We start from the raw sequence: 22,525 nt of genomic DNA, 5'->3' as shown, positions 1-22,525 counted from the left end.
GACGGTGCGGAAGGCCCAGCTCGAGGCGCTCGGGTATTTGTAGGAACCTGAAAAGCAGACATTGCGTGGGCGCTCAGACCCTGAGTCATTCAACTATAGGGGCGAGGAAGGAGTCCCTCCTCCGGCACCATACACATAGAAACCCCAGAAAACAAGGCATTTCCGGGGTTTTTTCTTTTGCCGGCCGGCCGCAAAGTACCCCAAACTACTGAAAGCGCCGTGCGACGGCAGGGGCACACCCACCCGTTCTCCGCCTCAATCTCGAGAGCACCACGGAATCGCTGTACTTGTGGAGAGGGGACCCGATTCGACCCGCCGGCATCCGGGCTATGAGTGCCGGCTGCCGGGTTGTTGGAACGGGCTGGACCTTGTTTGCCACCGGCTCCGATGCACATATGCCACAGGAAGCGCGCGGCGTGCAAATCGTACGGTGCAGGTTACGGTACATCTGAGGTCTGGAGGACAGCGAAGGGCGGCTTCGCTTGACGACGTCCCATCGCTCGCCTATGCTGCGGGCGTCTGTTCTGGACAACACGGAGGACCGGAAATGCATCTCAACCGCCGGGAATTCATCGCGGCGTCGTCCGCTATGGCCGCGGCCGCGATAGCGGGCACGGGGTCAGGGAAGAAGTACAAGGCCTGCATCATCGGCGACAGCAAGATGGGCGGCTATGGGCACTGCATCCAGTACGCGTTTGCGTTGCGGGACGACGTGGCAACCGTCGCATTGGCGGATCCGGATGAGGGCGGCCGGGCACAGCATGCCAAGGAGGTGGGCGTCGAGCGCACGTACGCGGATTATCGCGAGATGCTCGAGAAAGAGAGGCCTGACCTGGTGGCGGTAGGGCCGCGATGCACGGTGAACCACCGCGACTACGTCTTGGCTTGCGCCGAGGTTGGCGCTCACGGGTTCATCGAGAAACCCTTTTGTGACGACTTGGCAAGCGGCGACGGAATGGTCGCCGCTATCGAGGCCAAGAACCTGAAGTGGGCAATCGCCTTCAACTTTCGTGGCATGGCGCTGGTTCAGCACGCGAAGAAGCTGGTGTGCGAGCAGGGTCTCATCGGCACGGTATTGGAGGCGCGCGCCCGCGGCAAGGAGGACCACCGCGCCGGCGGAGAGGATCTGATCGTGCTCGGCACCCATGTGCTTGACCTGATGCGCTTCTTCATGGGCGGTTCGCCGGCGTGGTGCACTGCCAACGTCACCGTCGATGGCCGCGCGGCCACGCCTGCCGACGTGCGCGCGGCAACCGAGCCGCTCGGGCCCATCGTGGGCGAGCGCGTTCACGCGATGTACGCGTTCCAGGGCGGCACCGCCGGATACTTCGATTCGATGAAGAACCCCGACGGAAACGGTGGCCGCTTCGGCATCGACATCTACGGAAGCCGCGGAATCGTTTCCATCCGCATTCCTCGAGGCGACGAGGCGGTCAGCGTGCACTGGTTCGACGATTCGGCCTGGGCCCCCGGCGGGAACGCCGTCAACTGGAAGCCGTTGCCGGACGCCCCTGCCGTCGAGGTCAAGGATCCGCTCCGCGAGCGCAACAAGGTCATCACGGACGACCTCATCAGCGCCATCGAGGAAAATCGCCGCCCGGCCTTCAGCGTGCACGACGGCCTCGCGTCGTGGGAGTTGATCCAGGCCGTATTTGGTTCGTGCGTTCAAGGCGGGCGCGTGGCCATACCCTTGGAAGACCGTTCCCATCCCCTGAAGCGTTGGGCATGATGAAGAAGAGCGGCCTGTCGCGGGGTCCGGGTTCGAACCGGCGGCTTAGGCGTAAGAATCGTTCCGCGAGCACCCGGATGCCCGAATTTGAATGCGCAGACCGGGCGCCACATGCGCAGCATGAGATTCCGCTCAGCGCACGGACTGGCTCGGGCCGGACGAAATCTCAGGCATGGCAACGGCGCCCTGATCAGAAGGCTGAGAGAACATTCCTCCGATGTGGTGTTCCCGGGAAAGTGGCCTGCGCCCCGCGCGAACTATCCCAGCCCTGTCACGCCCAGCCAGGTCTTGGCCATCAAGGCATGGCCCGCCATCGTGGGGTGCACGCCGTCGCCCGCCCAGTAGGCGGGAGGGGTCGTATCGTTGACCACCTCGTCGAACATGGCCTGGAATGGCACCCACGCAGCCCCTGCTGCCTCAGCGACGCGTTTTGCCACCGCGCGCCGCTCGGTGAACTCCGGGTACCATTCCTTGTTGACCGCTCCGCACTCCAGCACGAAGGGTTCACAGATCACGAGCCGGGTTTTTGGAAGAGCCGTGCGCGTATCGGCAAGCAGTTTTGTAAACCCCTGTTCATAGTCCGCCACGGTGCCGTTGTACTTACCCGCCAGCTTGTGCCAGATGTCGTTCACTCCAATGAGTATGCTCAGCACCGCAGGCTTCAGGTCGATCGTGTCCGCCTGCCAACGAGCCTGCAGATCGGGCACCTTGTTTCCACTGATCCCGCGGTTGTAACACTGCAGGCGCAGGGGGGCGTGCCCGCCTAAGAGAGCCGATGCGATCATGTTCGCATACCCCTGTCCCAACGCTCGAAAATTGTTTGCAGAGGCGTTCTCCTTGTCCCGTCCCGCGTCCGTTATGGAGTCCCCCTGAAAAAGCACGACGCCGTCTTGCACAAGGGACTTTCCAAGGGCTGCTCCGCACGTGTGCGGCCGCGTAGCGCAGCCCGACAGTGCCGAAGCCGCGGCGGCGGCAACCCCGCACTGAATCAGACTGCGGCGTGTACATCCTCGACTCGGCTCAGTGATACTCATTTCATGTACTCCTTCAACCGTTGCTCTTTTTCCCGACCCAAACCGGGCACACTGCATTTCTCACTGCCGCGGCGCTACGCTTTTTCTTACGCGCGCCAGGGCCGCTCCCGTTCCTTGCACGCTTCCAGGGTGTCCATGGCAATGTTGACATCGTCCACGATCTGGAAATCGAACATGCCCACGCACAGAAAATCGGCGCCGTTCTTGAACGCGTAGTGGAAACCGTCCGTGGGGTGAATCGCGCCGCCCGCGAGCACTTTGAAGGCGATCCATGGCACTTCGATGCTCTTCATGACCTCGATAGTCTGTTCGGGGAACACGTCGAACATATTGTCGTATGGCATGTCGTGATCGCCGGACGGGCTTAGCTCCACTGAAAACTCGGTACGGTTCGCGCGCGGTGTAGCAGACCAATACCTGTCGTGATGACAGGTCTTGACATAGTAGTCGGGAACGATACCGGCCTTCTGGCACGCGATGGGCACCTGGATTGAATGTGCTCCGATGCCCGCAGGATAGCCCTGGCGCCGAATATGCTCGACGCACTTGCCAACCTGCTCGATCCACCCTCGCTGCACGAACCGGTCTGCGGTCCCTCCGTGGAAGTAGGGCGTTGTCACGCCGTTGTCGATGGCCTTGTCGATGTCCGTGAACAGGTCCTTTTCCGCCGGGAACGTCTGGCATATGGTCTGTAGTTTACCGCCCATGAGCCGCTTGTACTTATTGAACAGTGGGAACTGGTCGTTCACCACGACCATGGTATCGATTCCGGCTTTTTCGGCGAGCATGAGCGTTTCGAAGACCTTTCGATCGTTATTGTATGCCTTGAACAATTCGGATGCGTAAATGAGGTCCCGCGCGTGGGACCAGCCTCCGATCAGGTTGTTGCCCAGGATGATGCGGCTCAACTTCAGGTCCTTGATGGCGCCCTTTGGCAAGGATCCCTTCAACTGGGCGAGGGTCGTGTCGCGCAGCACGATGGTCGCGCCGGACATGGCGTCGAGCGATTCCTGCTCGTGCTGGCGCTTATAGGCGCAGGCGAATGCGCCCAGCAGCGGGGTAGTCGCGAGGCCGGCGAGCACCTCGCGGCGCGTTGAGAGTGGGGCGGTTCCGGCAACGGGGCTCTGAGCGTTGGCTGCTCGTTTGTTCCTCTCCCAAACGAGGCGCACAACACGATCCCACCCCAGTTGGGTACCGGGCCGCACGGCGGTCAATGTCAGCAGCGCCGCCAGTTCGACCAGCGTCTTGTTCACGATCATGTAATGGCCCTCCACGGGTACGCCAAAGTCGAGCCCGGCGAACGGCGGATAGGCCAAGTAATAGAAGGAGAGCAGCAGCGCGCCCAGCACGCACACGGTGCGCGTGAACAGCCCCAGAATCAGCGCGGCCCCGAGCAGGGTCAGGCCCCACATATTCATCAGGTCCGTGAGACGGAGCGCTTCCGGAGTGGCCGCCAGCCAGTGGTAGAAGCCCGCGAAAACGCCGCGCGACCCCGCGAGGTAACTGCCGGCACTCCAACTGTCCGCGGCAAGTTTTACAATGCCCTCGTAAAGGAAATGCCAGCCGATGAGCACGCGCAACAGCGTGAGCACGACCCCAGGTAACGCGCCTGGCCCCGTTACTTCGCTGTTTGATTTCAGTGACATAATCGCTTCTCCTTACATGCAGTTGCTGTTCATCGGCCCGGCGGCAGCCGGTATCTTAGCGCAGGACTTCCATGGCGTACAATGCTGGCGGACTTCTCGGGAGCGAGAAAGGGCCGCCTGCCAGGAATGTCTCAGGGGCATGCTCTCGCTGCGAGGCCGCATGGAACTTTTGACTCGAATCCGGCCGGATTCGTATGGGGAGGATGTGTTTCTATGGCGCACAAGCATGACCACGGCAGCCGCGCAGGGTGTGTCTCCGCCTCAAATCGGGCGAGCTCCCGCATGACTTACCGGTTCCCTGTCTTGCTGAGAAAGGGATTCAATGCTTGGTTGAGTTTCTTGACCATACGGGTTTCAAATCGTTAACCTTCTGATTCAGTCTTTTCATTATCATCCGGTGCGATCGTTATGATTCCCGTACGCGCCAGGCGGAGATCCCAACAGGCGATATGGGAGAAACCAGGAAAGGACCAGCATCATGATCGAGCCCACCGGTCCGTATACAGAAGACCCAACGATTTCCCGAAGGCGCCTGCTCACCGCGATGTCGTCTGTTCCGCTGGTTTGTGCGTTTCCGGGAGCAGCGCCTGCGAATAGGGGTGCTGAATATCCAACATCCAACGAGGTCCTGATGGGCATGGGGATCGAGGATGTGAGCACCGAAAGTGGCAGATTCCATATCCTCACGCCCGGGAGCGAAGTAACCTTGGACCCGGATAACGTGCTGCACATGCGCCAACGCCTCGGAGCGGACCGTGAACTCCTGAGCCTGTCGCTGGACGGGCATTTCGCTCCGTGGCGCATCTCGGAACGAACGCCATTCCGCTGCACCCTCGAAGGCAACGGTCTCCGTATCACCGTCCAGGGGGATTCGGTGCTCATCTTCGAACCCCAGCAAAACATGAAGCTTTCTTTCCAGTGTTTCTTCGACCCGGTGTACCGCAGGGAGCTCCGGGGCAACCGGTTGTTGCTGGACGAGCTCGGTGGATGCGGTTTCTTCTCCATCCCGCCGCGTCCAACAGAGTTCCTCGACAAGGAAAAGCCCTGGTCTTTCCGCTGTCATCTCGCGCGATGGGACGAACTGTGGGTGTCGCTGTGTCCGCCCCGCTCCGAGAATCCAAAACGAATCGGCCAGTCGATATCGCACGACATTCTGTATTATCTCCTCAAGGATAATGAGATCACGGAACGCTACGCGTCGCGGGCGTCGCTCGAAGAGATAGCGCAGCATTGCCAGATTCTCGCATTGCACGAAGAGATCTGGAGGGATGCGCCGGAATGGGTCGAAGATCCCCCGGGCGGCTCCTACGCCCATCCGAAGCCGTGGGAAACGGATCGTCATGAGCCCATGGACCCGGACGCCTTCGTGCGGATGTTGGATGACGCGCATCAAGTCGGCCTTCAGGTGGTCGTGTACTGCATCCCTTACTATTCGAGCGCGCCTGACCTGCTTGGCGAGTTTGAACGCGTCTTGAACCAGTACCAGCTGGACGGGCTGTATTTCGATGGGTGGTGTCCGCTGCGCGACGATTTTCGGGTCGGGTATCAGTCCATGCGGCAGGCGCGGGCGTTGTTGGGAGACAAGATTCTATACCTGCACTCGAGCACCGACCCATTCGGCAGCGTGGACGTGTACCTCCCGTTTGTCTTTGCGTACGCGGACTTCTGCCTGCGCGGCGAAGCGGGACGCGGCGATTCTGAGCTCGATCCCTTCCTTCGGTACTCGGTCAGCGGGCATCAGATCAGCAACAGTGTCGGCATGTGGTGCTACTACGGGTCCACGGGAGCGTCGGGTTACCAGTTCGTGGTTCCGACCTCGGCGCATATCGAGGCCGCTCTTCGAAATCACGCACGGCTGTGGCGGCAAAGCCGCATGTGGCGCCAGTTTCCCGACGAGCTTGCACGATTCGACCGCGAGTACTACGAGGCGCTCGCTCGACGTTGAGAGCGTTCAGCGTTTTCACGTCCCCCGGCGCTGCACATCGAGGACGGTTCCTGGCTCATTCCGATCCATGCCATCTCCGAGCCTGTTGGCGGGGCAGGGGGGGCGCCTCTGGCTCACAGCGGATTCGACCGGGCTTGTCTCAGCATAGGTCGGATGCTGCGATCGCCATGGAGCCGGGGTCTCTTCTGAAAATCGGCGAGAGAGCCAGCGATGATGAAGTGTATCGACTGCGGGACATTCTGCCTGTGCCGTCTATCGAGCCCGGAGTTTGAGATCCAACCGGGACTTCTGCTCAAATGGCTACAGGGCATTCTTATTATTGCCATCGATTGCCACAGCTTACATTCAGGGATCCGTCAAGGTCCGCGCAGGAAACGTCGGATGAATGAGGGGACGTACGACAAGCCGGGTTCCGGCGCCGAGACATCGGCGCGCGGTCCGCGCCGGCCGGCGACAAAAGAGGAGGGATGGTTTATGTGTACGCATTGCACACGCCGGCAGTTTCTGGGGGCAAGCGCGGTGAGCGGGATAGCGCTGGCAACGGGCCATTTGGCGGCCGCCTCCGAAACGTCAAGTTCCGCGTCCGTTGCCAATTCCAAGGTTCGCATTTGCGCCATTATTGCTGGTGAGCCGGGGGAGCGCAGTTGGACCCCGTCAGAAGCGGAGATCACGGCCGTGCGGAAGCGCCTGGCCGAAGCAGAGAAGAACCTTGGCAACGTGGAATTCGTCGTCGGCCAAGCGAGTAATGCCGAGCAGACCGGTCGGTTGCTCTACGAAGCGGGTCCCGACGCTCCCGTGCTGGCAATCAGCGCGGACATCTTCGGCCCGAAAAGAGTCATGCCAACGATCTTCGAACAGCGCCGGCCAGTGGCTCTGTTTCACCTCCCTGTCGTTGGCGGGCACGACTGGTGCCTGGTGAAGCCGTGGCGCGAGGAAGGACAGCGGATCACGCTGTATAACAGCACCGACTACGACGACCTGGAGCGGGCAGCGGCATTGCTGAGGGTGGCTCCGCTATTGCGGCGAAGCCGGGTACTCGTTTCCCCGCCGTTCAAGGGCACGCCCGAGTCCTATGCGCCGGATAAGGTAAAAGAACGGCTCGGGGTCGAACTCGTGCAGATCGCCGAAGGGCGTTACGACGAGGTAATGGCGAAGGTGGACGCCGCCGCCGCGGAGACCGAGGCGAAAACGTGGCTCGACGAGGCCGAGAGTATCGTCGAACCGGCTCGCGAAGACGTAATCAAGGCCGCCAGGGCAAGCCTGACTCTGGACCAGTTGATCGCCGAAAACCATGCTGACGGACTATGCGTCGGGACGTGTATGCGCTGGCTCGAGCGCGGTTTTCCATGCCTGGGCTTTTCACGTCTTAACGACCGGGGCATCCCCGCGGCCTGCGACGGGGACATGGACTGCCTCCTCACAATGCTGATCTTCCGGCACGCGCTGAACCGGGCCGGTTTCCTTGGCAATGCGGCGGGCGTGGATACGTCCAAGAACGCGTTTCACCTCTCTCACTGCTCGGCTCCGTTGCGAATGGAAGGCCCTGAGAGCCCCAGGTCGCCCTACCTGCTTCGGAGGCATGCGGAGGTCCGTGGCGGTGCGGTGACCGAGGTGCATTATCGCATCGGGCAGACAGTCACCTTCACCAAACTGGTCCATCTTGACACCCTGTTGATGTTTACAGGAAAGATCATCGAAGTTCCCAAGGTTCCCAAAGGTGAAGAGCGCGGTTGCCGGACGGAAATCGCCGCCGAGGTAAACGACGCCGACAAACTGCTCGAAAACTGGGGCGGCGGGGCCCTGGGCGAGAGCGCCAAGGACTACTATGCCTCGTTGCACCGGGTGGCGTACTACGGCGACCACACCCGAACGATCCGCCATCTCGCCCATTTGACTGGAATGAAGGTTGTAGAGGAAGTCTGACTGGACAATCGATAATCGGGGATATCCGATGGCGTTTTTTGCCTCGTTGAGGAGGACTGGACAATGGCGGCTGGCAGCCTGGGTCGTAGAGAGTTCTTGAAGAAAGCAGGTTTGGCGGCTTCGACGGTGTTGGCATCGGGTGCTGTGCCGAGTGTCCCTGCAGACCGTGCATCGCGGCGGCCCAACATTGTGTTTATCCAGACCGACAGCTGGGACGGCCGTGTGCTCGGATGCATGGGCCATCCCGCCATGCGCAAAGCCACGCCCAACCTGGATGCGTTGGCTGATCGCGGGGTTCTGTTCCGAAACGCCTACTGCAACAATCCAATTTGTTGTCCGTCGCGGGCGAGCATGTGGAGCGGGCGGCACACCTATCATTGTGAAGGATGGAACAACTACAAGGGACTGTCTCCAAATGATGCGACATTCCGCACGCAACTCGATGCGGCGGGATATCGCACACAGACCTACGGAAAAGAAGACTATCTATCCGGAGCGCACTCAGTCCGGGCACGCGTGTCCGCATGGACGCGGTCGGCGGATATTGCGCGGCCTCAGTACCGAATGGCCGGTCCCGAGTTGGTCGCAGGCGGCGAGGCGCGGGTGCATCTAAAGGACTGGGAGAACACGGAGCGCGCCGTAGCGTGGCTCGAAGATGCCGCCGAGTCGCCGGAAAAGTCCTTCCTGCTCTACCTGGGGGTCAGCGCGCCGCATCCCAAGTTCATGACTTCGGACAGGTATTATGCGTTGATTGACGAGCGCGGTGTAACGATTCCTCCGGCGGACAGACAAGATCACCCCGTCATGGCCTATCAGCGTGCGGTCAAGAACTGGATGCACGGTTTCTCGGAGGACATGGTGCAGCGCGTCAGGCGCACCTACTACGCCATGTGCGCCGAGGTCGATACGATGTCAGGCGAGATTCTCGCGGCGCTGGAGCGCACGCGCCTCGCGGACAACACGTACGTGATCTTCACGAGCGATCACGGCGAAAACGCCCTCGAACACCGCCAGTTCTACAAAATGAACCACTATGAATCATCGGCGCGTGTTCCCCTGATTATTGCGGGCCCTGACGTGCAGCGCCGCTCCGAGGTGACGGCGCCCGTATCGCTCGTGGATATCTATCCCACGCTGATGGACATGGCCAACATCGCCGCCCCGGACGGACTGGACGGTCATTCGTTGATGCCGGAACTGATCGGGACGTCGTCCAACAGGCCAGACTGGGTTTTGAGCGAATTTCACGACACCACGCTCAACACGGGAACCTTCATGCTTCGCCGAGGCGATTGGAAGTATATTGTTTATGTCGGCCATCCATCGCAACTCTTCAACCTGAAGGACGATCCCGACGAAGTGTGGAATCGCGCCGGCACCGAATCCGCGGTTGTGGGGGAGATGGATGCGCTCTTGCGCCGCATCGTTGACTATGAGGCTGTGGACGCGAAGGTGAAGGCCTACGATCGCGAATCGTTCGCTCAGTGGCGTGACGAGCAGCAGAAAGCCAAGACCTACAAGGAAACCATGGCGCGCATCTTCAGCGGGTGGGACGACCTCAAACCCGAAGACGTCGTGCCCTGGAAGGATGATGACGAGGCACGGATTCTAGCCTGGTTGCACGCATAGCGCCGGGACATTCCTGCAGACAACGGTATTCTCGTTTCCACGGCGTCACTCTGAGCCGTACGCGCCGAGCCGTGTCTCCGCTTGATACGTTCAAATCTCGTCCGGCTCACCGGCCTTCCGTCATGCTGAGAAAGGGATTTGAAGCCCGGCTGAGTCTTTTGAACCTGCGGGGGAAACCGCAGCCTCCCAGCGCATCCCTCCGCGAAATGCGGTTCTCACAGAGACGGGTAGTCCATGAACCTCATAAACGCGTCCCCGTCGCCGATGTAGAAGAGCTTTGTGGTTTCCAACGGCATGTCTATGGTGAAGTGGTCGACGTTTTCGAACAAGAGCTTGCCTTCGTAGACGTCGATAACGTCGCCGGGTTGTCTCAGTGCGACGGCTTTTGGTCCGGTTTGGGAACTGTGCAGATAGACGAACCGATCATTGGCGTCGCAGGGCTCAAGGCTGTCACTATAGAGGTGGACGCCCGCGGCTCCAGCAATACTGTGCAGGAGGCCGGCGCTTAGTTTGTTGGAGCCGCAGAAGATGGAGGTGGAAACGCCAACCTGTTTCACCGCGAGTGAAATCTTGCCGGTATCACAATACCGCCCGAGAGCCATTGCGCGGTCGTCAACCACGTGGAATAGCGGTGCGAAGGCGTATTCGACACCGAAGGTCGTTGAATCCAGAGCCGGTCCGCAAAACGGCGTCGTGAGATCGACAATGTTCGTTTGCGGCGACGAAGGGGCGTCCAGCATGGCAAGGCTTATGCCGGTCAGCGCCTCCATGTTCTGCACAGTGGCCGTTCCTTCGTGGATGAACCCGGGCGCGTAACACCAGAGGACTGTCGCGGGCTTGGCCTGGAGTTTGTCGCGGACGGCCTGCAATTCGGCTTCGTCGTATTGAAGACAGCTCAACATGATGAACAGCTTGTAGACGTGCTCGTACTTCGGGAGGTCGCTGAACAGCAGGTAGTCAACGGGCGCGCCGATACGCGCGATGCGGTCGCGCTGATAGCTGATAAGGTCGCCCGTGAGGGTGTTGACACTGCGGGGCGTGTTGGCAACGTTGCCGTTCCAACCGATGATGCGGTCGACCTCGCCGGAGGGCAGCCGCTCGGCATCGTATTTGAGGTACTTGACGCTGTCTTCGTCTATGACGACCGCGATTTCGGGGTGGCGCTCGACATTGTTCGCCAGCGCAAGTTCACCGGCACGCCGGATGATGCGGATATCGTGCGCCACACCGGCGTCATCGAGTTCCAAACCGGATTCAATCGGCAGATACCCCAGGGGGCACAGGCGGCACAAGACCTTGGCGAAGTTTCTGCGCAGTCCCTCCCTTGTTTCCTCCGGGTTGATCAACGGCGAATAGCCACACTCCCCCGACAAGTATGTGCGCGTGTCGTCATCAACCCACACCAGCTTGCCGGCCTTCTGCATGGCCCTGAACGGCCACATCCAGGATTGGTCTTCACCCAGTTTGCGGACGGCGTAGCTCGGCGGCGCGGAGAAGAAGTCGATATCCGGCGAATCGAGCGCTTTGCGCAGGGAGTTATGCCCGCTCATGTGGTGCGCCCAGCTCATGTTGGCGTATTCCATTGAATAGCCAAAATAGACGCCCGTGATCTTCTTGCGTCCGCAGGACTCTTTAACGGCGTGCAGGCAATGGAGCATGCCGTCGACGACGCTCTCGGAATAATATGCGTCGTAGTCGATGACCATCTGCGCGGCGGCCGGATCGCGAAACATCCCCAGCTCGCTGGCCAGGCGCTGCTCGATAGATGGAACTTGCGCAGTGGCGAACTGCGCGGCGCGATCGGGATGCGCGCGTTGAAGGAATGCACGGAATGCGGCCTGCGCGGGTGGGCTGTAATCCATGAGATGCCCATTCTCGTGCGAGGCATGGCAGCCCCAACCCTGCCATTCCGCCGAGACGCCGCCGATAATCCAGTAGCCGAGCACGCGCGAAGCGTAGGGCATGGATTCAACGTGGTGCACGAAAGCCGAGAGGGCGGCGGCCGCGTCGCGCTTCCAGATTTCGGACGAGAACGAGTGGGCGGAGCGGTAGTAGTTCCAGGTAGTCCCATCGCTGAATCGAGCCATCTCATCGGGGTAAACGTCCTTCCACCAATCCGGCGGGGCGGCCCAGACAATAGGCAGAACCAAAAGCGCGGGATCGAAGTCGAGCGCTTCGACGATCTTGGCGTCTACCGGCGTGAAATCATACGCATCCGGCCCCACCCACCATTGATCGGAGCCCAAGCCATCGATCCAACTGGATTCGATGTTGAAATTCGCACGCTTGAACGCTTCGCGCGTGCGGGGGATATCGCGACCGCCCGCGTTTCCGATCAACGGATAGATAGGTTTTCCATTGACGACCAGCCGGGGTACGTTCCCTGAGGCGTCGACATGGCTCTCGAGTGTTTCGCGGGGCGGGTCGTTGTGATAGGCAAAGATAAGGTTTGCGGGCATCTTGGTGAGTTGCCTGCCGTCCAACTCGAACCGCAGCTCGAGGGGCAGGGACGGGAGCCAGCGCGATATGGGCAGGGAGAGGCCTGTAACCGTCACCATGCCATCGTCACTGTGCGTGCATTGCTCTGCGATCAGCGTACACTGGACGGAATGTAACGCCTTACTGCTCCCGGGCGGACAAGCACGGAGGGTCACGACCTCGCCGGCGGACACAGGCGTTTCGGAGCGAAACACCAACGTGACCTCCTGGTTTTCACCTGCGTTGACGACGTCTCGGAATTCGCACGAGACACATTCGGTAGGCCGTGGTTGCAGCGTCTCGTCTTCGCCAGGTTTGTGCTCCGGAGCGGATGGCATAATGGCGCTCGCGGGCGCTTCCCGAAGGATGAGAGGCTTATCGTGAGGAGGTTCGGCGCCGCGGGCGACGAGCATGGCGTCAAGGAGGACGGACGGCGGCTGGTTGATGCCGAGGCGTAAAGGGCCGCCGGAAACACTGCCGGCTTTTGCCCACGCATGCTGGCCGCTTTTCGGAAGGGCAGGCGGTTCGACGAGCGCCCCGTTGATGGTGCAACCATTCAATTGTCGCTGGCCGAGTTCGGTGTCCAGGAAATGCGCCCAAACCGTATATTCGCCCTCGGGGAGAATCACGTTCCGTTCGAACGCACCATTGGATTGCCGAGTGAATGCGTTGGTCGGGAACAGATACTTCACCTGCGCTGCGGCTTCGATTTCGTCAAGCGTGATTCCACGCACGCTCGCGCTTAGGAGAATGGATTCAATCTCGATGCGCCCAGGAGCCTGGTCGACAAGATCCATGCGCAACGACGTGATCGGCCCGTTTCCAACCCAATCGCCGATGCCTGACCTCAGATAGTCGCGAACGGGCACGACCAGCTCATGCGGCCGCCCATCCAGCACGAGTGACGGAAGGTTGACGTAGAACGTGTCCGCAAAAGCATGCGCGTCATTCTGGTAGAAAATCTCCCCGGCCGTGGTTGCGACGGTGAAACCTTCGGCGCGGTAGCTAATCACAAACGTGTCCGTCGGCGAGGGGGTCCAGGTGATTTCGGAGCGCGTGATGCGCGAATCGGGCTGTTCGATGTTCAGGCAGAGGCGGCCATCAAGGATGGATGTGCGCAGCCCGGTTGGCGCCGACCACGCAGAGAGGCTGGATTCCGAGCCGTCCCAGACGGTAAGCGTTTGGGCATAGGCAAGATGAGCGAGCGAAAACAGACAGGCGGCACAGGCAAGACGCGTATTCAAAGCAGAAAGAAGGCGGGGCAGCCTTTCGCCGATACCTGCCATTCTTCCGAACCTCATCAAAGTTCGCAAGCCCCTTTGCATGAATGAGTTATATTTGTTCAAACGGACGATGAATCCTTTCAAGCGTCCTGCATCTATTTACGAGATTGCGATGTTGATCTTGTCTCCAGCTTCGATGCGGGCCGGGTCGGTCAGGGTGATTAGCAGCCGGCCATTCTCCATACGATGTTCGTTGGCGGCTTTGTCTCCGGCAACCGTCACCGTCACGATTCGCGGTTCCGCCGCTGTCGCCAATGCCAGCGTCCGCACGTGAAGCGTACCGAGCCGTAGCTCAATCTCCGCCTCGTGGTTCTTGTCACTAATGGTCTGGCGGAACGTTCCCCAGCCATCGGCGCTCGTGAATGCCGCCTTGAAGTTCTCGGGTGTAAGTCGTGGCGCAAAGCCTATGTGCCCTTTGGGTCCGTGGTACTCGAAGCCGCACGCCGCCAGGAAAACACCGTAGCTGGCCATCGAACGCGCGTAATGGTCGCCGCACTCGATCTCGTTCCAGGGGTTTCGCCGCGACGCGTCATACCGATCATGCACGGCGCGCGTTACCGCCAACCCTTCCTGCACCAAGCCCTCCCAGATCATGTGCCCGGCGGCCTGATATTCAAAGCCGTTCATGCATTCATTGAAATACCCGGCGGCCCAGTCCGCCCCTTTCCCTTTGGCTTGGTCATAATTCCAGTCTGCACGCGGGAAAGTGCACATCAACAAACCGGCTTCGCCAGGCATCGCATACCAGCGTCCCGGCTTGTTCGCCTCCCGGTAAGGGCCGACATCGGGCGTAAAATTGTAACGCCATAACGAACGCAACGCCGACAGCGTTTCTTTCTGCGGCAACACCCGTCCCAGCCCGATTTGCCAAGCCCAGCTCTGGCCCATTACTTGGTCGATCTCGCAACCGCTGCCCGAGTTAATCGCGTCGGGGTGCATGGGGTCAGGCTTGTTGATAAAGTATTCGCCATCGAACAGGCGGTCGACGATGTTCTGCCGCCCCTTTTCGAAGATGCCCCGGCACCGCTCCCCGAATTCCGTGTCGCCGGCCTCGCGCGCCATCTCCTCGGCGGCCCGTAATGCGGCGACGTACAAACCGCTCAGCCATGCCACCGGGCCAAACCAGTCCGTGTCCAGCGTGTTGTGCTGGTTGCCCTCGATAATTCCGTCGCCGTTCGCGTCTTTGGCTATCAACCATTCCATTGCGCGTTTGATGTTCGCCCAGTTCCTGCGCAAGAACGCCGGGTCCGCCGACATTTGATGCTCCCGGTAAGCCCGCAATATGGCCCCGGATTGCGCGTCAATTGCTGGAATATCGTTGTGCTCGCCGCGGAACCGGATGGCGCCATCCGGCGCGAGCGCCAGACCGAAGTCCACCCGTTCGCGCGTGTCGCGTTCCAACACCGGGAATAGCCGCGCGACAGCATGGGCGTACTGCCAAACGTGTCCACATGTGCCGGCACAGCAGCCGACTCCTTCCCAACCGTAGAATCGTCCGTCCTTGAACCGGTGGCACGTTGACGTGGCAAGAATGGAAGTGTTCAGAAACGTGCGGTCCAGGAACCAGTAGGGCAGCGTGGAGTCATACCATGTGTCCCGCCATAGCTTCGTCTCGCCCGACAAACGGGCGAAGTTATCGTTCACGTACTGCGCGACCGCGGCCGCCGATGCAAACCGCGTCGCGTAAAATCGCCCGCCCGGTAGCTTGTCCATCGTCAAGTGCGGGAAGTGCCAGGCCAGAATGAACGTCACCGCGGCGGATTGCCCGGCGTCGAGCCTCAACCTGCGGCCGATTTCGCCGACCAGCTTGTCGTCCAGCGGCGCGGCTGCCTCGCCGGAGATCTGGTCAGGCAGGTCCCCGAGCAGCCCAAGCCCCATGGTTCCGAAGTCGGGCATTTCTTCCAGCTCGCCGGTTTCGAGGGACTCATCGGTAAATGTGATCCTGCCGACGCCGATGTTGCCCCACCCGCCACTCTCGGCGTCCACGATTTCGATGACGGCTTCCTGGCCCTTTAGTTTGCGCACGTCGAAGCTTTGGAGCGACATCCGGTTATTCGCCTGGCCGGTGGCCGTGAGAACGACCTTTCCGTCGATCACCAGGTTTAAACAGGTCTTGCCTTGGTGATTGCCGCCGCCGATCCAGAACCGAATGAACCGGCGTTCGATCTTGAAGGGACGACTCGTCAGCTTGCCAATCGCTTCGTCCTTTGCGGCGACGTCCCCGCCCGGCGCGGTGGCGTGCGAGTTGACGACTCGCTCGGTATCGCCGCCTACGTCTCCCTGGTAGTCGGGAATCGCCGGTTTCAGGATGGGCCCTGTGCCGAACGCGGTTCCCTCCACGGTCCAACCGTCGTAATCCTCTTTGGCCCAATCCTCGAAGACCACGTCGGGCTCTGGCGCTTCAGCGGGCTGGTCGCTCTTCTCGGCGGAACAGTCTAGAAACGTAAGCCCGCTGGTGCGCACAATCCGGTTGCGGCGTTTGCCGGCAAGGCCGCGGTGGTAGAGGCAAACCGCGTTCTCCAACCGCCCGGTCAATTCCACATCCAATGCTTCGGCGCTGGTATTCTTGACCGTCAACTGCATAATCGTGACTGGAAGGCTGGAATCATCGGCGTTGAGCGGGATGAACGGAGAATAGGCCTCCAATATTACTTCTGCCGGCAATGCCGGGTCGCGATATTCCACGATGCCAATCGGATACTCGCCGCGGAAACGAACATCGGCAAACCCTGTACGGTCCAGCGCGTGGATACGATCGCCAATCTTCAGCACGAAGCCCTGCTCGACTGACGACGCCGGCTCCATGGGATGCGCGTAGTGGCCGGCGCCCGTACCAATTGGCTGATTGAAAATGTCCCAGTGCCACAGTGTGCCGTCGCCGCCAAGGTAGAGTTGTCCGGCGCAGATTCCCCCAACCGGCATACCGATGTACCTCAACTCCTCGCCCCGGTAGACTGTCGGCGTGCCCCGCGCATACAACGACTTGACCCAGTCCGCGCTGAGTTTCTTGTCGGGTGGCACGAGCTTCCCGAAATCCGCAGCTTCGAACGGCCCTGCCATCGCAGGCAATCGCGAGGCCAGCAAAGTCAATGCGCCGCCTCCAGCGGCCTTCACAAACGTGCGCCGGTCAACGGAACACCCGCAGGCCATTGAGCATTTGCCTGCGGGTTCGGGGGGAGAGTTTTGCCTCATTCTCACATTCCTTCCCTCGTTGGGCCGGACAAGAACGGCATTATAGGCCGTGCGCGGCCGGATTCCCAGGAAGGAATGTTAGATTTCATACTCAGGCCGTGGCCTCAGAATCTCCGTTTCAAGCGCTGGTACTCCTCGAGAAGCTTGTCATGCTCTTCCGCGGACATCTTGTTCGATGTCTTGACCTGTTGTCTCTCAGAGTTCTCCCGCGCCGCCGTCCTGGTCGAGGGTTCCACGAACGCCCCAGAACAGTTGCTTGCTGTAGAGAGTTCTGAGGTCGTCGCACAACCCGCTAGCGTACCGGTTACAGCCAATAAACCGGCCCCCACAGTGTATTTCCATGTCCTCTTCATAGTGGACGCCCTTTCATCATGGCGCTGCTCGCCCTTTACTGCTCTGGCCCGATTGAAATAGAGAGTGTTCGTGCCAAACAGCCTGAGCATCTCTCGCAACTAGCACTTGATCGGGCAACATAACCATCCGCTGGCGGAAAGGGAAGGCCATCTCTTGGATGGCCTGCCTATTTGATCAAACAAGTTCCGATGAGACCAAAATTCCAGTGAGGCAATACGTATGGTGAGAGTATTCGCTCCAGGTCATAACGGTGTCCGATGAACTGGGTCGCGTTTCGCTTCCGTTTTTGGGACGGACCCAAGACCGTGTTTCAATCTGCGGGCATCATGCTCTCTTTCGTTTGGAAAAGACAGCCCATCCTCCTCTGGAATCTATCCTCAGCCCATGGCGCCTGATTGTGTTGTTTTTGGCTCCTGAACTCAGTCGCACGGCTTCGAATTGCAGATGTCGACGCGTGTCAAGCTATCTCATAGGTCCCTGGAGGCGAGAGGACAAAAGGGCCATTGGGTAGACCAGCCTACGGATTCCGTGCCAATCGAAGCCCACAGTTGTTGCGGCGGCTGAACGGAAAATGGCTGGGCCGGTTCGCCGAGCGGCACGCTCTGGGAAAATCACTCCAGGACCCGCCCCGCACCGCGCGGCAGTCTCCTGAGGGGGCGCCTTTGACGTCTGTGGGGTACACAACCAAGTCTTCGCACCATTCCCAGACGTTGCCATGCATGTCATGGAGGCCCCAGCCGTTGGGCTTCTTCCGGCCGACCGGATGCGCCGTGCGCTCGCTGTTCTCGTCATACCAGGCGTAGTCGCCCAGGTTCGATGCGTCATCGCCAAAGCAATACGCAGTTGTGGTCCCCGCACGGCACGCATACTCCCACTCGGCTTCCGTGGGGAGGCGAAACACCCCTTCACTCTGCGCGTTCAACTTTTGAATGAATCCCCGGCAGTCGTTCCAGTTTACGCACTCCACCGGCAAGTGGTTTCCCTGGAATTCCGACGGATGGCTCCTCGTGACCGCCTTCCACTGTGCCTGCGACACCTGGGTCTTCCCCAGCCAGAACCCCTCGGGAATGGCGACCTGATGTTGCACCTCGTCTTCATACCGGTCCTCCTCACCGAGGGGACTTCCCATCAGGAAGGTCCCTGGCGGAACCCACACAAAGTCCATACCAGCAAAGGCATGGACTGCGCCGGCTTCGGGATGGGGTTCGGCCATGGGTTCGGGCGCGTCCGGACAAGGACTCGCCTCCGCCCTCGGCGAGTCGGTCTTGTCGCCATCCCCTGGATGGCTGTCCTTCGGAGCGTTCATGGATACTGTTCCTTTCACGCCAGCGCTGGGGCTGAGCTGCGGCGTCTCCGCCGCCGGACCCAGCTCCTTGTCGGGCTATCGCTTCCTCGAAGCAGCGGCAAGGAATACCGTCATCCGCGGGTCATGTTCGCGGCCGTACAGCACTTGCCGCATTTCCAGCTCCCTCGTCTGTGCAGCACTCACCCCAAGGTACCCGCGCGGCGAAGCGGCAGTCAACATCTCTTCATGCATAACGACGCCATCGTCGAGTTCGGCGCATTCGCGCACGTCCAGGACCTCAGAGGCTATGAACAGCTCCCGCCACCACGCTGGCGAATGGAGTTTCAGGAAGCCGTTCTCCCATACGCCTTCGGCGAAGCTGTAGACTTTCGGAGGGTCGCGTCTCTGTTCGTCCGTGAACTTCCCGCTCATGCACTCCCCGCCGGCGACCAGGGAACCGCCCGGCTTGATGTGGCTGACAAGCCGGCGTAGAGAATCCGCGTCGCCGCCGAAGAAACTCAGGGAGTTCATGCAGAAGACCGCATCGAAGAAACCCTTTGAGAAGGGCAGGGGTCTCCGCGCGTCCAACGTAAGAGGCAGGATCCGGGACCCGTAGCCGCGACGCGTGAATTTGCCGGCAAGAAACGTTGCTTCTGTCCACAGATCGACGGCGACCACGCGGACGCTGAGATGCCTGGCCAGGAAGATCGAGGACTCCCCCTTGCCGCAGCCAAGATCCAGAACGAGACCGCCTTTCTTCACTCCCATGTGGCGCGAGAGCCGTGCGGCCAGATAGAGCGCACCGGGGCCCTCATTGTCGCGCCAAATCTCCTCGTCCGAGTACCCGGTCAATTCAGGGTAGGCACTCCTGTCGAGCCGACGAAGGGCCGGCACCGTTTCAGCCATCGTCTGGATCCCCGCATGCCTGACGCCCGCCTTCAGCCGCGCAGCTTCTCCGCGCCGGCCGGAACGCCTCGTTGTGGGCGGCGGTCAGGAAGTGCAGCGGATGGCGGCGTAACACTGCAGCGCCCGTTGCCGTGATTATCACCAGGGTAGTGAAGAGATTCAAGTGACTGGTGATGGCTTGGGTAATGCTGGTTTTTATTGAGCCCGATGAGTTGTTGACAAAGGGCAAGATTCTCAGCCGTCAGATACGCGGCGATACCGGGCTTTGGGGACAACCACACACGGCAGTTCTTGATTACGTTGAGCATCGTTGACGTTCACGTACCCGAGGCTGTAAGTTCATTGCAGCAGCGAGCACTCACAGATGCGAACAACATCTCGTGGACGCGGTCTCGGATGAGGCAAGAGACGCGAAACAGGGCGGGCATGCATGGATAATACGGCCATAGATAGCAGCGGCTATTCGTTCCGCTCCATCTTGCACAAGGCCGCTCCTGCAGTGGGCATCGCGGCGTTCTTGGCGGCGGGAATGTCCATCCATCACGAGTTTCGCAACGTCCACTACCAGGAATTGCGCGAGGCCTTTCACGCCATATCCTCTGGGCATATTGCACTGGCCGCGTTTCTTACCGCTTTGGGGTACTTCATCCTGACCCTCTACGACGTGTTGGCATTTCGCTATGCCTCTATTCCGATGCCGTATCACCGCCTTGCGCTGGTATCCTTCTCGGGGTACGCCCTCAGCAACAACGTGGGGTATTCTTTCTTGAGCGGTGGCGCTATCCGCTACCGCCTTTATTCGAGCTGGGGGGTTTCCGCGGGCGATATTGCCCGTATTATCGCTTTCTGTACGCTCACCGGGTGGTTGGGCTTTGCCGCGATGGGCGGCGCGGCGTGTCTCCTGGAACCGAGGGGTGTGTTTCCGCCGCTTTTCCCCGCGCAGTTTCGTCTTCCCCTCGGGGTTGGCTTGACCGGTATAAGCGCATGTTACCTGGCAGCAAGTCTTTCAGGGCGTGCAAACCTCCACTGGAAAAAGTGGCGCCTCGAGCTACCTTCCGGAAGACTCGCGATCGGCCAGGTGTTGGTGGGCGTCGCCGATTTATCTGTAACAGCGTGGGTTGCTTATTGCCTGATGTCGTTTGATACGCCCATCGGTTTTCCCTCCTTTGCCGGTTTCTTCATGTTGGCGCTCCTCGCCGGATTGGTAAGCCAAGTCCCCGGCGGCCTCGGCGTGTTTGAAACGGTCCTCATTGCTTGTCTGACGCCCTATGCGCCCTCCGCGCGCATTCTTACCGCGCTGATCGTGTTTCGTGTGCTCTACTACCTGACGCCTCTGCTACTTGCCGTGACGGTCCTCGGAATATATGAACTTGCCCAACGGCGTATTGTGTTTGGCCGCGCCTCGCAGACAATCCGGGCCCTCTCGCCAATCGCCCCCGATGCCTTTGCGTTTCTGACTCTTATTGCGGGATGCGTTCTGCTCCTTTCCGGGGCGTCTCCTCCGGCGTCCGGGCGAATCGCTCTGCTTGAATCCAGGATCCCCCTGCCGCTCCTGGAGACTTCTCATTTTGCAGCCAGCCTTGTCGGTGTGGCGCTCCTTCTCGTGGCCCGGGCGCTTCAGCGGCGCGTCGACGCGGCCTATTGGGGGGTAGTGGCGCTGTTATTGGTTGGCATAGTGGTTTCTCTCGTCAAAGGGTTGGACTACGAAGAAGCCGTGCTCCTCGGGCTGATTCTGGCTGCGTTGTTGCCGTGCCGAGGGGAGTTTTACCGCAAGGGTTCGCTTTTGTCTCCTCGCCTGGGCCTGGCATGGACCGTGGGTGTCGCTATGGTCCTCGCCAGTAGTTTCTGGCTGGGTTTGTTCGCGCATAAGCATGTCGAATACTCCTCGCAACTCTGGTGGCAGTTCGAGTTCAGTAAGAGTGCCCCGCGATCACTGCGAGCCGCTGTCGGAGTGGGTATCCTGGTCGCATGTTTCGGGTTGACGCGACTGCTGCGGCCGGCGCCAGCCGGAAAACTTGCCGCGGACACGTCTGTGTCCGGCTCCATACGCAGGATCATAGCTACATCGACTGACACATGCGCCTTCTTGGCGTTGCTGGGAGATAAACGGTTCGTGGTGGACACCTCGGACTGCGGCTTCATCATGTACAATGTGGCTGGACGTTGCGCGGTTGCCATGGGCGACCCTGTCGGCCCGGAGAGTGTCCGGCGCGAACTCGCCTGGCAGTTCCGGGAACTCTGCGATCGCCAGGGACTCATGCAAGTCTTCTACGAGGTCAGACCCGAGAATCTTTACCTCTACGCCGACTTGGGCCTGATGTCCGTCAAGATAGGCGAAGAAGCCCACGTAAACCTCGCGTCTTTCTCCCTCGATGGCTCGGGCCGGAAGACGGAACGCCATATCCTGAACAGGCTCGAACGCGAAAGTACGGCCTTTCACATTGTCGAGCGTGAGGAGGTGCCCGCCCTGCTGCCCGAACTCGAGACGATCTCGAATGATTGGCTGCGTCACAAGAAAACACGAGAGAAAGGGTTCTCACTCGGTTTTTTCGATCCGAAATACCTTGTCCAGTTTCGTCATGCCATTCTGAGGCAGGACGGACGCATTGTGGCCTTCGCGAACCTCTTCGAAACCAAGGGCAAGGAAGAGCTCAGCATAGATCTCATGCGCCATTCCGAAAACGCTCCCGCCGGAGTCATGGACTACCTCTTTCTTAGACTTATGCTTTGGGGCAAAGAGCAAGGATTCCAGGACTTGAATCTCGGCATGGCGCCCCTCTCTGGCATTGAGAAACGGCAAGCTTCACCCCTGTGGAACCGCGTGGCAGCGCTTGTCTTCGAACATGGCGAGCGGTTCTACAACTTTCAAGGCCTGCGCCGCTACAAGGAGAAGTTCCATCCCGAATGGCAGCCCCGCTACGTCGCGGCGCCTGCCAGGGCTACAGCTTTTCCACAAGCAATCGCCAGCATTGCCAAGTTGGTAAACCGCGGGATTAAAGGATCCGTGGCCAAATGAGCCATGAGGTTCCTGTTCGGCCGCCCCCGAGAAAGGGGCTGCGCATGAGCGTGCAACCATTACCTGGATGAATCGGAAATCCGGTAATATTGAGGAGGCGGGCTG

The 22,525-nt window shown here is 60.2% G+C and carries 12 protein-coding genes; 5 read left to right on the top strand and 7 right to left on the bottom strand.

What is annotated here, in order from left to right; all coding sequences use genetic code 11:
• Positions 1-547 precede the first annotated feature (547 nt).
• On the top strand, positions 548-1,729 hold the full coding sequence (locus PLJ71_13395) for a Gfo/Idh/MocA family oxidoreductase (protein ID HQM49677.1): 1,182 nt from the start codon (positions 548-550) through the stop codon (positions 1,727-1,729).
• A 257-nt stretch (positions 1,730-1,986) separates the two neighbouring features.
• Here PLJ71_13395 and PLJ71_13390 read toward each other — a convergent pair whose 3' ends face one another.
• Both PLJ71_13390 and PLJ71_13385 read right to left on the bottom strand, forming a co-directional pair.
• Complete coding sequence (locus PLJ71_13390) at positions 1,987-2,763, bottom strand: SGNH/GDSL hydrolase family protein (GenBank protein ID HQM49676.1); 777 nt, start codon at positions 2,761-2,763, stop codon at positions 1,987-1,989.
• An 86-nt stretch (positions 2,764-2,849) separates the two neighbouring features.
• On the bottom strand, positions 2,850-4,409 hold the full coding sequence (locus tag PLJ71_13385) for a DoxX family membrane protein (GenBank protein HQM49675.1): 1,560 nt from the start codon (positions 4,407-4,409) through the stop codon (positions 2,850-2,852).
• Between the two features lie 652 nt (positions 4,410-5,061).
• On the opposite strand from PLJ71_13385, the gene PLJ71_13380 reads away from it, so the two are divergent.
• From PLJ71_13380 to PLJ71_13370, 3 genes are all read left to right on the top strand, one after another.
• Positions 5,062-6,354 (top strand): hypothetical protein, encoded by a 1,293-nt coding sequence (locus PLJ71_13380; GenBank protein HQM49674.1) that lies wholly within the window; start codon positions 5,062-5,064, stop codon positions 6,352-6,354.
• A 381-nt stretch (positions 6,355-6,735) separates the two neighbouring features.
• Positions 6,736-8,277: a twin-arginine translocation signal domain-containing protein gene (locus tag PLJ71_13375; protein HQM49673.1), complete on the top strand. Its 1,542-nt coding sequence runs from the start codon at positions 6,736-6,738 to the stop codon at positions 8,275-8,277.
• 63 nt (positions 8,278-8,340) lie between these two features.
• Positions 8,341-9,906, top strand: a complete 1,566-nt coding sequence (locus PLJ71_13370; GenBank protein HQM49672.1) for a sulfatase-like hydrolase/transferase — start codon at positions 8,341-8,343, stop codon at positions 9,904-9,906.
• A gap of 215 nt (positions 9,907-10,121) precedes the next feature.
• Here PLJ71_13370 and PLJ71_13365 read toward each other — a convergent pair whose 3' ends face one another.
• The 5 genes from PLJ71_13365 to PLJ71_13345 all read right to left on the bottom strand — a co-directional run bounded on the left by PLJ71_13365 (position 10,122) and on the right by PLJ71_13345 (position 19,404).
• Positions 10,122-13,685 (bottom strand): hypothetical protein, encoded by a 3,564-nt coding sequence (locus PLJ71_13365; protein ID HQM49671.1) that lies wholly within the window; start codon positions 13,683-13,685, stop codon positions 10,122-10,124.
• 81 nt (positions 13,686-13,766) lie between these two features.
• Positions 13,767-16,859: a GH116 family glycosyl hydrolase gene (locus tag PLJ71_13360; GenBank protein HQM49670.1), complete on the bottom strand. Its 3,093-nt coding sequence runs from the start codon at positions 16,857-16,859 to the stop codon at positions 13,767-13,769.
• Positions 16,860-17,054: 195 nt separating this feature from the next.
• Complete coding sequence (locus tag PLJ71_13355) at positions 17,055-17,201, bottom strand: hypothetical protein (GenBank protein HQM49669.1); 147 nt, start codon at positions 17,199-17,201, stop codon at positions 17,055-17,057.
• Positions 17,202-17,730: 529 nt separating this feature from the next.
• Positions 17,731-18,519, bottom strand: a complete 789-nt coding sequence (locus tag PLJ71_13350; GenBank protein ID HQM49668.1) for a formylglycine-generating enzyme family protein — start codon at positions 18,517-18,519, stop codon at positions 17,731-17,733.
• Between the two features lie 75 nt (positions 18,520-18,594).
• The gene (locus tag PLJ71_13345) at positions 18,595-19,404 is read right to left on the bottom strand and encodes a class I SAM-dependent methyltransferase (GenBank protein HQM49667.1); all 810 of its coding nucleotides are present in this window, start codon (positions 19,402-19,404) and stop codon (positions 18,595-18,597) included.
• 430 nt (positions 19,405-19,834) lie between these two features.
• Here PLJ71_13345 and mprF point away from each other — a divergent pair, with 430 nt between their 5' ends.
• Positions 19,835-22,420: a bifunctional lysylphosphatidylglycerol flippase/synthetase MprF gene (gene mprF, locus PLJ71_13340; GenBank protein ID HQM49666.1), complete on the top strand. Its 2,586-nt coding sequence runs from the start codon at positions 19,835-19,837 to the stop codon at positions 22,418-22,420.
• The last annotated feature ends 105 nt before the right edge of the window (positions 22,421-22,525 follow it).

Source organism: Candidatus Hydrogenedentota bacterium (genome assembly GCA_035416745.1).
GTDB lineage: Bacteria > Hydrogenedentota > Hydrogenedentia > Hydrogenedentales > SLHB01 > UBA2224.
This window is presented reverse-complemented; position numbering and strand designations above follow the sequence as displayed.